Origin of the sequence: Streptomyces sp. NPDC058375 (assembly GCF_042723425.1) — a bacterium.
In the GTDB taxonomy this organism is placed as follows: Bacteria; Actinomycetota; Actinomycetes; order Streptomycetales; family Streptomycetaceae; genus Streptomyces; species Streptomyces durocortorensis.
This window is the reverse complement of sequence record NZ_JBHXJG010000211.1, coordinates 1-12,987: the sequence shown is the minus strand read 5'-3', so window position 1 is coordinate 12,987 and position 12,987 is coordinate 1. Positions and strand designations below refer to the sequence as shown.

At 72.9% G+C, this 12,987-nt stretch carries 15 protein-coding genes and 2 pseudogenes; 8 read left to right on the top strand and 9 right to left on the bottom strand.

Annotation, left to right across the window (positions count from 1 at the left end):
• Positions 1–176 precede the first annotated feature (176 nt).
• The 3 genes from ACFWM7_RS27015 to ACFWM7_RS27005 all read right to left on the bottom strand — a co-directional run bounded on the left by ACFWM7_RS27015 (position 177) and on the right by ACFWM7_RS27005 (position 3,274).
• Positions 177–827, bottom strand: coding sequence for a hypothetical protein (locus ACFWM7_RS27015; RefSeq protein ID WP_383265073.1), 651 nt, complete (start codon positions 825–827; stop codon positions 177–179).
• Positions 828–887: 60 nt separating this feature from the next.
• Positions 888–1,676, bottom strand: a complete 789-nt coding sequence (locus tag ACFWM7_RS27010) for a GntR family transcriptional regulator (RefSeq protein ID WP_383265070.1) — start codon at positions 1,674–1,676, stop codon at positions 888–890.
• Between the two features lie 212 nt (positions 1,677–1,888).
• Positions 1,889–3,274: an aspartate aminotransferase family protein gene (locus ACFWM7_RS27005; protein ID WP_383265068.1), complete on the bottom strand. Its 1,386-nt coding sequence runs from the start codon at positions 3,272–3,274 to the stop codon at positions 1,889–1,891.
• 264 nt (positions 3,275–3,538) lie between these two features.
• Here ACFWM7_RS27005 and ACFWM7_RS27000 point away from each other — a divergent pair, with 264 nt between their 5' ends.
• The 3 genes from ACFWM7_RS27000 to ACFWM7_RS26990 all read left to right on the top strand — a co-directional run bounded on the left by ACFWM7_RS27000 (position 3,539) and on the right by ACFWM7_RS26990 (position 6,935).
• On the top strand, positions 3,539–4,162 hold the full coding sequence (locus tag ACFWM7_RS27000) for a DJ-1/PfpI family protein (RefSeq protein WP_383265065.1): 624 nt from the start codon (positions 3,539–3,541) through the stop codon (positions 4,160–4,162).
• Entirely contained in the window at positions 4,155–4,652 is a 498-nt protein-coding gene (locus ACFWM7_RS26995; protein WP_383265063.1) for a MarR family winged helix-turn-helix transcriptional regulator, read from the top strand. The genes ACFWM7_RS27000 and ACFWM7_RS26995 overlap by 8 nt, the downstream gene beginning before the upstream one ends.
• Positions 4,653–5,060: 408 nt before the next feature.
• Positions 5,061–6,935, top strand: a complete 1,875-nt coding sequence (locus tag ACFWM7_RS26990) for a serine/threonine-protein kinase (protein ID WP_383265060.1) — start codon at positions 5,061–5,063, stop codon at positions 6,933–6,935.
• On the opposite strand, the gene ACFWM7_RS26985 is transcribed toward ACFWM7_RS26990, so the two are convergent.
• Positions 6,917–8,362 carry an MFS transporter gene (locus tag ACFWM7_RS26985; protein ID WP_383265075.1) on the bottom strand — a complete coding sequence of 482 codons (1,446 nt, stop codon included), beginning with the start codon at positions 8,360–8,362 and terminating at the stop codon, positions 6,917–6,919. The two genes, ACFWM7_RS26990 and ACFWM7_RS26985, sit on opposite strands and share 19 nt — an antisense overlap.
• Here ACFWM7_RS26985 and ACFWM7_RS26980 point away from each other — a divergent pair.
• The 5 genes and pseudogenes from ACFWM7_RS26980 (at position 8,322) to ACFWM7_RS26960 (ending at position 10,520) form a co-directional block, all read left to right on the top strand.
• Complete coding sequence (locus ACFWM7_RS26980; RefSeq protein WP_383265058.1) at positions 8,322–8,870, top strand: TetR/AcrR family transcriptional regulator; 549 nt, start codon at positions 8,322–8,324, stop codon at positions 8,868–8,870. The two genes, ACFWM7_RS26985 and ACFWM7_RS26980, sit on opposite strands and share 41 nt — an antisense overlap.
• A 157-nt stretch (positions 8,871–9,027) precedes the next feature.
• Entirely contained in the window at positions 9,028–9,225 is a 198-nt protein-coding gene (locus ACFWM7_RS26975) for a hypothetical protein (protein ID WP_383265079.1), read from the top strand.
• Positions 9,141–9,545: pseudogene (locus ACFWM7_RS26970) on the top strand (aldo/keto reductase); the annotation flags it as partial. The gene ACFWM7_RS26975 and the pseudogene ACFWM7_RS26970, both read left to right, overlap by 85 nt.
• 106 nt (positions 9,546–9,651) lie before the next feature.
• Positions 9,652–9,954 carry a hypothetical protein gene (locus ACFWM7_RS26965; RefSeq protein ID WP_383265077.1) on the top strand — a complete coding sequence of 101 codons (303 nt, stop codon included), beginning with the start codon at positions 9,652–9,654 and terminating at the stop codon, positions 9,952–9,954.
• Positions 9,955–10,076: 122 nt separating this feature from the next.
• The gene (locus ACFWM7_RS26960) at positions 10,077–10,520 is read left to right on the top strand and encodes a MarR family winged helix-turn-helix transcriptional regulator (protein ID WP_205085213.1); all 444 of its coding nucleotides are present in this window, start codon (positions 10,077–10,079) and stop codon (positions 10,518–10,520) included.
• A gap of 416 nt (positions 10,521–10,936) precedes the next feature.
• Here ACFWM7_RS26960 and ACFWM7_RS26955 read toward each other — a convergent pair whose 3' ends face one another.
• The 5 genes and pseudogenes from ACFWM7_RS26955 to ACFWM7_RS26935 all read right to left on the bottom strand — a co-directional run.
• Positions 10,937–11,356, bottom strand: a complete 420-nt coding sequence (locus ACFWM7_RS26955) for a DMT family transporter (protein ID WP_383265055.1) — start codon at positions 11,354–11,356, stop codon at positions 10,937–10,939.
• A gap of 98 nt (positions 11,357–11,454) precedes the next feature.
• On the bottom strand, positions 11,455–11,775 hold the full coding sequence (locus ACFWM7_RS26950) for a DMT family transporter (protein ID WP_383265053.1): 321 nt from the start codon (positions 11,773–11,775) through the stop codon (positions 11,455–11,457).
• A 105-nt stretch (positions 11,776–11,880) separates the two neighbouring features.
• Complete coding sequence (locus ACFWM7_RS26945) at positions 11,881–12,357, bottom strand: nucleoside deaminase (RefSeq protein ID WP_383265051.1); 477 nt, start codon at positions 12,355–12,357, stop codon at positions 11,881–11,883.
• A 124-nt stretch (positions 12,358–12,481) separates the two neighbouring features.
• Positions 12,482–12,694, bottom strand: coding sequence for a hypothetical protein (locus tag ACFWM7_RS26940; RefSeq protein WP_383265049.1), 213 nt, complete (start codon positions 12,692–12,694; stop codon positions 12,482–12,484).
• A pseudogene (locus ACFWM7_RS26935) lies at positions 12,691–12,987 on the bottom strand (hypothetical protein); the annotation flags it as partial. The gene ACFWM7_RS26940 and the pseudogene ACFWM7_RS26935, both read right to left, overlap by 4 nt.

Here is a 12,987-nt window from a genome sequence, read left to right as displayed (position 1 = left end):
GATACACAAGCGCCGGACGGGCTGGATATGCGCGCACATGAAAGTGGGGCGCCGGACGGGCTGGAATTGGCCTCCCGGTCCGCAGGAGTAGCGGGACCGGTTGGGCATGCCCGCCCCGGCCCGTGGGGCGCCGGACGGGCTGGATTTTGGCGCCCCGGTCCGTGAAGGCGCGGGGGCTAGCTGAAGATGATCATTGAGCCTTGGGCCAGGCTGCGGGTCGCTGCCGCGTGGAGGCCCAGCCAGACGTGGCGTTCCCGGGCGAACGGGCTGTCGTCGTACGGGATCGGGTCCGCCGGTTGCTCCAGGGCGGTGGGGCCAGAGGGGGGTTGCGGGGCGGCCGGCGGGTTGGCCGGGTCGATGCCGATGGACGGGGCGACGAACTCCAGCTCCCGCAGCAGCCCGTGCGCGGAGCCCAGCGGGCCGCCACCCGCGAGGAGCGCGTCGTCGGAGAGCGGGGCCGGGAAGTCCAGCGGGACGTACGCCCCGGCGTGGTCGTAGTGCCAGACCAGGTGCGACTGCTGCGCGCCCTGTTCGAACATCTCCAGGAGCTGCTCGTAGTCGCCGTCCAGACCGGCGACCGGGGTGACGGCCAGGCCGCTCAGCTGGAGCAGGTAGGCGCGGCGCAGGAAGTGCAGGGCGTCGTAGTCGAATCCGGCCACGGGGGCGACGTCCCCGGTGAGGCCCGGCATGTAGGCGTAGACGGGGACGGGCGGCAACCCGGCCTCGTTCAGTGCCCTGTCGTAGACGGCGATCTCTTCGGCGAAGGGGTTGTCGGCGCTGTGGCACAGCACGTCGACGAGGGGGACCAGCCACAGGTCACAGGCCACGAAGTCTCGCTCTCAGGAGGGTTCCGGCGATCGTCGGGACAGCGTAATGCGGGGCGAACCTCACGCACAGTGCCCCGGGGACTCCGGGAACTCCGGGAACTCCGGAGACTTCGAAGGCATCGGAGGTGGCGGGGGCGGCGGGGGTTCCGCCGGCTCCAGCCGTCCAGGGGCGTTCGCCCCGGTCCCCCGTGCCTCCAGGCGGTCCGCCCAGGCGAGTGCGTGCGCGTAGTAGGAGTGCATGGCGGCGTGGACCTGCTCGTGGTCGCCGCGGGCGATCGCCTCGACCAGCTCCTCGTGGCCGAACCACAGCACGTTCTCGTCCATGCCGTCGCGGCGCAGCCGGTGTACGGCGAACACCCAGGCCTGGACGCGGAGTCGGGTGAGGAAGTCGGCGATGTACGGGTTGAGGACGAACTGCCCCAGCTCCCGCCAGAACCGCAGGTCGTACCCGATCAGCACGTCGAGGTCGCCGCCCTTCGCCGCGCGGACCGCCTCCGCCGCCCGCCGGCGGATCGAGGCGAGCCCCTCGGGCCGGACGGCGACCTCGGCGGGGTTGCGGAAGAGTCCCTCGACGACGAGGGCGCGGGCCTCGGCCATCGCGCGGTAGTCGGCGACGGTGAACTCGCGTACCTGGAAGCCCCGGTGCTGGTCGGAGGCGAGGAGCCCCTGTGCGGAGAGGTCGAAGAGGGCCTCGCGGACGGGCGTCGCGGAGACCCCGTACTGCTCGGCGATCTGCTTGACGGTGAACTCCCGGCCCGGCGGAAGACGTCCCGCGAGCACCTCGTCACGCAGCGCGTCGGCGATCTGCTGGCGCAGGGTGTTGCGCGTCACACCTCCGCTCGGACTCATGCCGGCCCCTTCCGCCCGTACCCGTTCGTATCCGTCCGTCCATGTCCGCCCCCGTGCGCGCCGGCCGTTCCGGCGGGGGCGCCGCTGGCTCGGGTCACCTTAAGCCAGGGCCGCCGCCGTGCCCGTTTCCGGGCACGGTGAGGAGGCGTACGGGGACGGTCACGTACGGAATCGGATCGTCCGGTTACTCGGCGTACGGGCCGGATGTGCCGTTACGACGCGCCCTGCACCGTGTACGAGTCGGCCACGGAGAGCGCCACGTCCAGGGCCGCGAGCCCCTCCTTCGCCTCGGCCTCGGAGACGTTGCAGGCGGGGACGGCATGGGTCCGGTTCATGTTGATGAACGGCCACAGCCCCTGCTTCTTCGCCGCCGCACCGAAGGCGGCCATCGGGGCCGCGGCCTCGCCGGAGGCGTTGTACGGGACGAGCGGCTCGCGCGTCTCGCGGTCACGGACGAGCTCCAGCGCCCAGAACGCACCGAGGCCGCGGACCTCGCCGACCGAGGGGTGGCGTTCGGCGAGTTCGCGCAGGCCGGGGCCGAGAACGGTCTCGCCGATCCGGGCCGCGTGCTCGACGACCTTCTCGTCCTCCATCACGCCGATGGTGGCGACGGCGGCGGCGCAGGCCAGCGGGTGCCCGGAGTAGGTGAGGCCACCGGGGTAGGGGCGGGTCTCGAAGGTGGCGGCGATCTCGGCGTTGATGGCGACTCCGCCGAGCGGTACGTAACCGGAGTTGACGCCCTTGGCGAAGGTCAGCAGGTCCGGCACGACGTCGAAGTGGTCGGCGGCGAACCAGGCGCCGGTGCGGCCGAATCCGGCCATCACCTCGTCGAGCACGAAGACGATCCCGTACCGGTCGCAGATCTCGCGGACGCCCGCCAGATAGCCCGGCGGCGGGGTCATGATGCCCGCCGTGCCCGGGATGGTCTCCAGGATGATCGCGGCGATGGCGGACGGGCCCTCGTAGGCGAGGGTGTCCTCCAGGTGCTGGAGCGCGCGGGCGCACTCCTCGGCCTCGTTCGCCGCGTGGAACGGGGAGCGGTAGAGGAACGGGGCCCAGAAGCGGACGACGCCCGCCGAGCCGTTGTCGGAGGGCCAGCGGCGCGGGTCGCCGGTGAGGTTGATCGCGGTGGAGGTGGCGCCGTGGTACGAGCGGTAGGCGGAGAGCACCTTCGGACGGCCGGTGTGCAGCCGGGCCATGCGGATGGCGTTCTCGACGGCCTCGGCCCCGCCGTTGGTGAAGAAGATCTTGTCCAGGTCGCCCGGGGTGCGCTCGGCGATGAGGCGTGCGGCCTCGGAGCGCGACTCGACGGCGAAAGCGGGCGCGAAGGTGGCGAGCTTGCCCGCCTGCTCCTGGATCGCGGCGATCACGGTGGGGTGCTGGTAGCCGATGTTGGTGTAGACGAGGCCGCTGGTGAAGTCGAGGTAGCGGTTGCCGTCGTAGTCCCAGAAGTAGGACCCCTCGGCGCCGGCGACGGCGAGCGGGTCGATGAGGCCCTGGGCGGACCAGGAGTGGAACACGTGCGCGCGGTCCGCGGCCTTCACGGCCGCACCGGCCGCGGGGTCGGCGTACGGGGCATGAGGGGCATGAGGGGTCATGCGGCGAGCGTAGGCGCTGGTGGGGGTGGTCTCCATGGCCACCTTGTACGGCCTGGGGCGGATGGATCGGCAGGGTGTCGGGTCCGAAGCCCCCGCCCCCAGCCCCCGCCCCCCAGTCCCCGACCTCGGCCCCCGACCTCAGCCCCTGCCCTCAGCCCCCGACCTCGGCCCCCGACCTCAGTCCCTGCCCTCAGCCCCCGCCTCCCCTATTGACAGCATGCTGTCTTCATGACAGTCTCCTGTCATCGAGCCGAGGAGGTCACCATGACCAGCAGCAGCGCCGGAACCGCGCATCTCGCCGTTTACGACACCTTCGCCGACTGGGAGACGGGGTACGCGACCGCCCATCTCACCCAGAACGGCTACACCGTGCGGACCGTGGGGCTCTCCCGGGAGCCGGTGACGACCATGGGCGGCCTGCGCGTCCAGCCCGACCTGGCGTTGGACGAACTGCGGCCGCAGGACAGCGCGTTGCTGATCCTGACCGGTGCGGCCGGGTGGGACACGGGTGACACGCTGACCCCGTTCGCACGGGCGGCCCGGGCCTTCCTGGACGCGGGGGCGCCGGTCGCGGCGATCTGCGGGGCGACGGCCGGGCTGGCCCGGGAAGGGCTGCTGGACGACCGGGCGCACACGAGCGCGATCTCCTTCTACCTCGCGGCGACGGGGTACGCGGGCGGCGAGCGGTACGTGGACGTGGACGCTGTCACGGACGCCGGGGCGGACGGGGGCGGCGCGCTGGTCACGGCCGGTCCGACGGAGCCGGTGGCGTTCGCGCGGGAGGTGTTCGCGCTGCTCGGGGTGTACGACGCGAAGAAGCTGGACGCGTGGTACCGGCTGTTCCACGACTCGGACGCGAGCGCGTACGAGGTGTTGCAGGGTGAGTAGCGAGGGTGCGGGGCGCGTCCCGTCCGAGCAGGAGCTGCTGAGCCGGGCGGCGCTGACGGTGTTCCGGCTGAACGGACAGTTCCTGTCGGTGGCCGACGAGTTGGCGCGGCCGGGGGGGCTCACGTCGGCGTGGTGGCAGGTGCTGGGGGCGGTGCTGGTGGAGCCGCTGCCGGTGGCGGGGATCGCCCGAACTATGGGGATCACCCGGCAGAGCGTGCAGCGGATCGCGGACCTGCTGGTCGAGCGGGGGCTCGCGGAGTACGCGGAGAACCCGGCCCACCGCCGCGCGAAGCTCTTGCAGGCGACGGGGGCGGGGCGCGATGCGGTGGCCCGGATCGGCCCGCCCCACGCGGAGTTCGCCGCGCGGCTCACGGAGGAGCTGGGGGTGGAGGGGTTCGTGGATGCGGTGGGGGTGCTGGAGCGGTTGTCGGGGGCCCTGGACAGCTTGGCCGCTGCGGACCGGGGTGCTTCGAGCCCGTCCGGCTCCTAGGCCGCGAACCGGGGCACTTCAAGCCCGTCCGGCGATTGAGGACGGAACCCTTGATCGGACGGGGGCGGTGCCACACCAGCCTGCCCGGCGTTCGAGCACCGACCCCTCGGCCCGACGAGAGCGGCGCCACCCAAGCCCGTCCGGCGTTTGAGGACGGAACCCTTGATCGGACGGGGGCGGTGCGCGGAGTGGGGGCGGGGCCCCGGAGCAGCCCGGACCTTCAGGCCGAGGCACGACACCTCGACGGTTCCGTCCTCAAACGCCGGACGGGCTGAGGGGGGGCGTCGCCCGGCGATCGGGCGTGGAACCGGAGCGCGGGGAGACGTGTCGTAGAGAGGGACCGTGGCGCCGCCGCCCCAGCCCGGCGGGGCTATCCTCGTGCGGGCCGCACGGGGGAGGAAGCGCACCATGGACAAGCTCGGGCCCGACGACCCGCACCGCATCGGTGCGTACCGGCTCCTCGGCCGCCTCGGCGAGGGCGGCATGGGCCAGGTCTTCCTCGCCCGCTCCGACCGCGGCCGCACCGTCGCCCTCAAGCTCGTCCGCCGCGAGCTCGCCGAGCAGCCCGAGTTCCGCGCCCGCTTCCGCCAGGAAGTGCACGCCGCGCACCGGGTCGGCGGTGCGTGGACCGCGCCGGTGCTGGACTCCGACACCGAGGCCCCCGTCCCCTGGGTCGCCACCGGTTACGTCGCCGGGCCCTCCCTCCAGCGCATCGTCTCGGGCCGCCCCGGCGCCCCGGTCACCGCGTCGGGGGCGTACGGGCCGCTGCCGTCGCGTTCCGTACGGTTCCTGGGGTCCGGGCTCGCCCACGCCCTCCAGCACATCCACGGGGCCGGGCTCATCCACCGGGACCTGAAGCCGTCCAATGTGTTGATGACCATCGACGGGCCCCGGGTCATCGACTTCGGCATCGCCCGCGCCCTGGAGTCCGTGGCCGACGGCGATCTGACCCGCACCGGGGTCCTGGTCGGCTCGCCCGGCTTCATGGCCCCGGAGCAGGTGCGCGGCGAGCGGGTGACCACCGCGTGCGACGTGTTCTGCCTCGGGTCCGTCCTCGCGTACGCGGCGTCGGGCCGGCTGCCGTTCGGTACGACGGAGAGCGGCGGGGTCCATGCCCTGATGTTCCGGATCGCCCAGGAGGACCCGGACCTGACCGGGGTTCCGGAGGAGCTGGCCGGCGTCGTACGGGACTGCCTGGCGAAGGACCCGGCGGACCGCCCCGGCACCGCCGAGATCCTGGCCCGCCTGGGCGAGGCGGAGACGGACGAGCCCTGGCTGCCCGGCACGCTCCTCGCCCAACTCGGCCGCCAGGCGGTGGGGTTGCTCGATGCGGAGGACCCGGAGGAGCCGGAGGACCCGGAGGACCCGGAGGAGCCGGAGGAGCCGGAGGACCCGGCGGCCGCCCGCATTCCGGCGCCCCCGCGTACGCCGCGCGCCCCTGAGGCCCCGCACGCCTCGGAGGCCCCGCACGCCCCACGCGCCCAGCACGCCCCGGAAGCCCCACTCGCCCCGCGCAGCGCCCCCGCCTCCATACCGGCGGCCCCGGCACCCTCCGTCGCCCCCGCCGCCCCGACCGAAACCGCCCTGCCGCCCCACGCGTACGCGCCGCCCCACCCGTACAGCCCGCACCACCCGCCGTACGCCGGCCCCGCCACTCCCCACCACACCCCGCGGCCGCCCTACGGCCCCGCCTCCGAACACCCCCTCCCCCCGGCCTACTTCGCGCCCACACCTCCCCCGCCAGCCCGCGAGCGCCGCTCCGCCGGGGCCACCGCCGCGCTCATCGCCGTCGCCGTGGCCGTGGCGATAGGGGCGGGCGGATCGGTGTACGCGTTCATGAACGGCGACGGCACGGGGAAGACCGCATCCCCCGGCCCGTCGGCCTCCGCCCAGGCCGACGGAGGCGGGCAGGGACGCGACGAAGGGGGCGTTCCCGAAGGGTTCCTGGGGACCTGGTCCGGCTCCATACCCGGCGAACAGGGCTCCTCCACCCGGACGTTGACCATCCGGCAGGGTGACGTGGGCGACCAGGTCCTCGCCCTCACCGCCGAGGGGCCCCTCGAATCCGGGTCCACGTACCACTGCGAGTTCACGGCCCCCCTCGCCGGACCGGCCGCCGGGGACGGACCGGTCCGCATCGGACCCTCCACGGTGTCCTCCGGCCGCCCGGCCTCCTCCTGCACGCCCGGGAAGCCCACCGAACTGGTCCTCCTCCCGGACGGCAGCCTGCGCCGCACCACGACCGGGACCGGCGAGAGCCTGATCTACACCAAGTCCGACTGAGCGGCGGGCACTTCGGCCGCCGGGGAGGCCGTCCGCCGCCGCAGCGCCCCGGTGATCAGCGCCGCGCCGCCCAGCAGCAGGAGCACCACCAGCATCGCGTTCCGCAGCCCCACATGGTCGGCCAGGAAGCCCAGCGACGGCGGTCCGACCAGGAACGCCGCGTAGCCCGCCGTCGAGACCGCCGCGACCCGGGCCGAGGCGTCCACCGGCCTCGCGCCCTCCCCCGCCGCCGAGATCGTGACGGGAAAGCCGAGCGAGGCGCCGAGGCCCCACAGCACCACCGCCGCCCCGGCGAGCAGCGCGCTGTCGGAGAAGATCACCAGGGCCACGCCGACCGCCGCCACCACCGCGCTGGCCCGGACCACGGCCGCCGGGCCGTACCGCACCAGCAGCGGGCCGCCCGTGAACCGGCCCGTCGTCATCGCCGCCGCGAACAGCATGAACGTCAGCGAACCGGCCGTAGCGCTCGTCCCGTGGCCGTCCACCATCAGCAGCGGCAGCCAGTCGTTGGCAGAGCCCTCCGCGAAGGCCATGGCCAGCACGATCAGGCCGATCAGCACCAGCCGCCGGTCCCGCCAGACCGCCACCTGCGCCCGCAGCCCTCCGGTCCGCCCGCCCTCACCGGTCCGCCCGCCGTCACCGGTTTCCGCCGGCTCCCGACCCGTCCCCGCCGGAACCGCCCGTACGGTCCAGGCCCCGGCCGCCGCGACCGCGACGGCGACCGCCGCCAGGTGCCAGCCGACCGGGAAACCCACCGCCGTCAGCCCCATCCCCAGCAGCGCGCCCACCACCGTCCCCAGGCTGAAGCAGCCGTGCAGCACCGGCAGGACCGGGCGGCCCACCGTCCGTTCGACGGCCGCGCCCTCGATGTTGAACGCCACCTCCGCCAGGCCCATGCCGGCCCCGAACAGCGCGAGGCCGCCGAACACCCCGCCGGACACCTCCAGCGCCGCGCCCCCGGCGATCACCAGCAGCCCGGCCACCAGCAGCACCGCCCCGAGGGTGATCACCAGCCGCCCGCCGTGTTTGCGCACCAGCCCGCCGGAGACCAGCACCCCCGCCATCGAACCGATCGAGAGCCCGAACAGCACCAGCCCCATCGATCCCGTGGACACCTCCAGCGCGTCCCGGACGGCCGGGGTCCTGGCCACCCAGGACGCCATGCTCACCCCGGTGGCGAGCATGAAGAGAAAGAGCGCCGCGCGCCAGCGGCGGGTGGTGGCGTCCATGACCTGCGGGTTCTTCATGGGTGACGAGCGTACGCCTGAAGCGTACGTCCGTACACTCCCTGCCCTCGTTCTATGCTGCGAGGAAAACCGAGCCTTCCGAGGCCGATCCCCAGGGCCATCCCAGGCCCATCCCAGGCCGACCCCGAGGAGGCACCGCGTGGCGACCGGGCGCACCGACCCCGAGCGGCGGGACCGCATCATCGACGCGGCGCTCGACCTCATCGTCGACGAGGGCGTCGCGGGCGTCTCGCACCGCAAGGTCGCCGCCCGCGCGGGCGTGCCGCTGGGCTCGATGACGTACCACTTCTCCGGCATGGACGAGCTGCTGCACGAGGCGTTCACCCGGTTCTCCGACACGATCGTCGCCGTCTTCGAGGAGCGGCTCGGCGCGGCCACCACCCCCGACGAGGCCCGCGAGGCCGTCGCCGACCTCGTCCACCACCTCTCCGGCGGCAACCAGCGCGAGCTGATCCTCACCCACGAGCTCTACACCCTCGCCGCCCGCCGCCCCGCCTACCGCCAGCTCACCCGCACCTGGATGGGCCGCAGCCGCCGCGCCCTGGAGTGGCACTTCGACCCGGCCACCGCCCGCCGGCTCGACGCGCTCATCGAGGGCCTATCCATCCACCGCGCCCTGGAGACCGAGCCCCACGAGCGCGCCCTCACGGTCGAGGCGATCGCCCGCATCACCGCGCCGCGCCCTTAAGGCCTCCCGTTTGGATCAGGCCGGGCCCGCGCGGACTTCCCGAAGTCGTCCGAGGTCGGCAAGTAGCAACGGGAACCTGGGCTTTGGCAACGCCTGCTGGTGCCATGGAGTGGTCGCTCTCCTCTGTGGAGATCTGTGGCGAAGGGAATCTCGCGGGATGCGGACCACAACACTGGGCAGGGACGGGCCGGTCGTCGGCCGGCTGGGGCTGGGCGCGATGGGCCTCTCGTACCGCTACGCCCCGGCCCTGAGGGACCGGACCAAGGCCGTATCGCTGGTCCGGGAAGCGGTGGACCTCGGGGTCAACCTCGTCGAGCGGCCGGCGCCTACGCGGCCGGGGAGAACGAACGGCTGATCGGCGAGGCCATCCGCGGCCGTCGGGACGAGGTCGTGCTGTGCACCGGCGGCGGCCTGCTCGGCGACGCGGACGGCGGGCTGCGGCCCGCGGGCGGACCGCAGGCGCCGAGGGACGCGGTCGACGAGAGCCTGCGGCGGCTGCACGTGGACCACATCGACCTCTACCTGCTGCGCCGCGTCGATCCCGGCGTACCGCTGGAGGAGAGCTGGGGGGCGCTGACCGAGCAGGTCTGGGCGGGAAAGATCCGCATGCTGGGGCTGCCCGTCGTCACCGTCCAGGAGGCCCGCGCCGCCGAAGCCGTGCACGAGGCGGCGGCGATGGCCGCCGAGGTGGCGCTGTTCACGCGCTGCGGACTCGACGACGTCGTGCCGTACGCGGCATCCGGCGGGGCCGGGCCGGCAGGTCGTCTCGTACGACATCCCGGTGCGCGGATTGCGCCCGGACGGCGCGCACACGGGCGGAGCTGGACGGCTGCCCGCCGAGTGGGACGCGGGCAGCGGCCGCCCGGGCCGGATCTGGCTCACCAACATCACCGACCGCCACCCGGCCGAACTGCTGGAGCCGGCCCGTTCCCCCCGGGGCGCCCGCGCCGCGGTCGAGCGGATGGGCGAGGACTTCAGCCTCCTCGACTTCGAGGGCCGCTCCTTCCCCGGCTGGCACCGCCACATGACCCTCGTCTCGGCCGCCTACGCCTACAGCACCCTGGAGGGCGGCGTCACCCACTGACCCCATTTCTTGCCTATACAAGTAGATAGCGACGGGAGCCGCTTCCGCAGCCTCAGCACCCCCCAGATGATTGCATGGGCATGTATCTTGTTTTCATCGCAGTCGAGAAGGGGAGCCGTTCCATGACGATCCAGCAGCAGCCACGCGCCGCCTCCGATCAGGCCATGTGGGAGTCCGTCCTCGGCCTGCACGCCTTCGTGGAGCGCCAGCTCGCCCACGCACTGCAGCGCCGCTACGGCGTCGGCCTGTCCGAGTACCGGGCCCTGGAGGTGCTCACCCAGGCCGAGAAGGGCGAGTGCCGGATGCAGGAGCTCGCGGACCACATCGGTCTGGGCCAGAGCTCGGTGACCCGCCTGGTGGGACGCCTCGACAGTGCCGGGTACGCCTACAAGGACAACTGCGCCGACGACAAGCGCGGCGTCTTCGCCGTCATCACCGAGGAAGGGCGCAAGCGCTACCAGGACGCCCGCGCCACGTACGCCGACGTGCTCAGCTCGGCCCTCAACACCGCGAGCGCCGACGACCAGCTCGCCCGGGCGGTGCAGGCGCTGCGCAGCGCCGCCTGACACGATCGCGGCAGACGGCAGACGGCAGACGGCGGGAGGCATCCGGGGCGACCCGGACCCCCCGCCGTCTTTTGCATGTTCGGGCTTCTTTCCCGAGGCGGGGACAGTGACCTGGATCACCTCACCTCCGAATTCACATGCTCGACCATGTAAGTAAAAGCCACCGAGGCCTGTACACCTACCACTGGTGTACCTGCGACTGGACCGGCTTCACGTCACGGCTCAGGACAGAGGCAGGCGATTCAGCCCCCAAGATCGGCAACCTTCGCGGGCATCTACGGAGGGTTGCACCACCGGGGCCGCCCTCGCGGTGGACGGCGGCCGGACCGCGAAGTAGCGGGTACGCCTACGCCCCCGGCGCCCGCCGCCCCGGGAGGAAGGGGTGGCGGGCGCCGGGGGCGTACCGTCGAGGAGCGTCAGACCTGGACCGCGGTGGGCCGGTCCGCCAGGCGCTCGGGCGCCTGGCCCGGGGTGACGGCCTCCGAGGGCTTCGTCCGGTCGGCGAGCTTCAGCCAGATGACGCCGACGATGATGACGGCCAGCCAGGCGCCCTTGGCCACGGTGAGCGTCTCGTCGAAGAAGAGCGGGCCGAGAACAGCCGCTCCGACCGCGCCGATGCCCGCCCAGACGGCGTAGCCGATGCTCACGTCGATGGTGCGCAGGGCGAGACTCAGTGCGTAGAGCGTCAGCAGGAAGAACACCACGGCGACCAGGGACCAGGTCAGGACGGTGAAGCCTTCGCTGCCGCCGACGGCGAGCGCGTAGCCGATCTCGAAGACTCCGGCGAGCAGGAGCGAGAGCCAGGCGTTGGTGGAGCTCTTGGCTGCGTTGGACATGGGAGGTGGGTCCTCTCTCAAGGGTGTCGTGAGGTGGTGTGCGGGGTGCGCCGCATGCGTTGCGGACAGGGCGGGGCGGCCGGGAGCCGGCTCCGGGCTCAGGCGGAGCCGCTCAGCTGCAGGCCGACGACGCCACCGATGACGAGGACGATGCCGATCGCCTTGTTCCAGTTCAGGCGCTGGCCGAAGAACAGCGCGCCGAGGATGGTGATGCCGACGCCCGCGACGGACGTCCACAGGGCGTAGCCGACGCCGACGTCGAAGGTCAGCAGCGACTTGCTGAGGAAGAAGGTCGCGGCGGCGCCGCTGGCCAGGGTGATGGAGGTCCACTTGCGGTTCTTGAAGCCCTCGGCCTTTCCGGCGGCGATGGCGACGAGGATTTCGAAGGCGACGGCGATGGCGAGGTAGAGCCAGTGCATGGGAGGTCCTTCCGAGCGGTGAATGAACGAGGAGAGTGACGAGGTGACGAGGTGACGAGGAGCTGGGGCGCGCGAGGCGCGGTGGGCCCCGGTCGTCAGCGGCCGTCAGCCGGCCCGGCTCTGCGTGAGGAAGTCCTGGAACGGCTCCTCCGCTTCGGGGAGTTGCAGCGCCGTGACCTTGAGCGGCCAGTCCGCCGGATCCTGGGCGAAGAGGGAGTACGTGCTCGTGTAGTCGAAGCCGTACCGGGCGGCGGTCCTGCGGTCGGCGGCGTGCACGATGTGGCCGACGCCGGCGTACCGCGCCGCGAGGTAGCAGAGGGCGCAGGGTTCGCCGGAGGCGATCAGGGTGGCCCCGGCCACGGCGCGGATCCCGTGCCGGGTGGTGGCCTCCCGGAGGGCCACGACCTCGGCGTGCGCGGTCGGGTCGTTGTCCTCGCGGACCCGGTTGAAGCCGGTCCCGAGGACCCGTCCGTTGCCGACGACCACCCCGGAGAAGGGGATGCCGCCCTGGGCGACATGCTCACGGCTGAGCCGGATCGCTTCGTGGGCGAAGCCCAGCAGTTCGCTTTCCTGAGTACGCATGAGCGGTTCGTCTCCCGAGTGACTTCATCGATTGCTTGCCTGCACATGCAACTGAATGCTCACGCAGATCACCGTCGGCGATCCGTTCCGTGGGTACTAATCTTGCATGTGCAAGTAAAAACTGTCAAGCGTGTGCGTGCGCGCGGGCGTTGTCCAAGGTGGCCAGCGGTTCCAGCAGTTGCGGGTCGAACGGGGCCTGAGCCCCACCCGCGGCCACGACGCCCGGCAGGCCGGGATTGGCCAGGGCGGCGGTCCCGATCGCCAGGACATCGGCGTGCCCCTCGTCCAGGACGCGCCGGGCCACCGCTTCCCGGTGCAGCCCGCCGTTGGCGATCACGGGAAGCCCGGTGACCGTACGGGCGAGCCCGGGAAGGGTCGGGTCGTCCGGGGTCCAGTCCCGGCCGCTGCCCGCGAGATGCAGGTAGTCGGCGCCGGGTGCATCAGCTGGAGGACGATCCGCGCCCCCGCGTCGTGCGCCGCCTCGACGACGGGCCGCCAGGCGGCGGACTGCGCCTCGTCCGTCATACCGGGCTGGTGCAGATATCCCTGGCTGAACGCGGTGTCGGTGTAGGTCCCCTCGGTGATCAGGAGTCCGAAGCCGCCCTCGGAGATGGCCGCGTAGTACGCGGC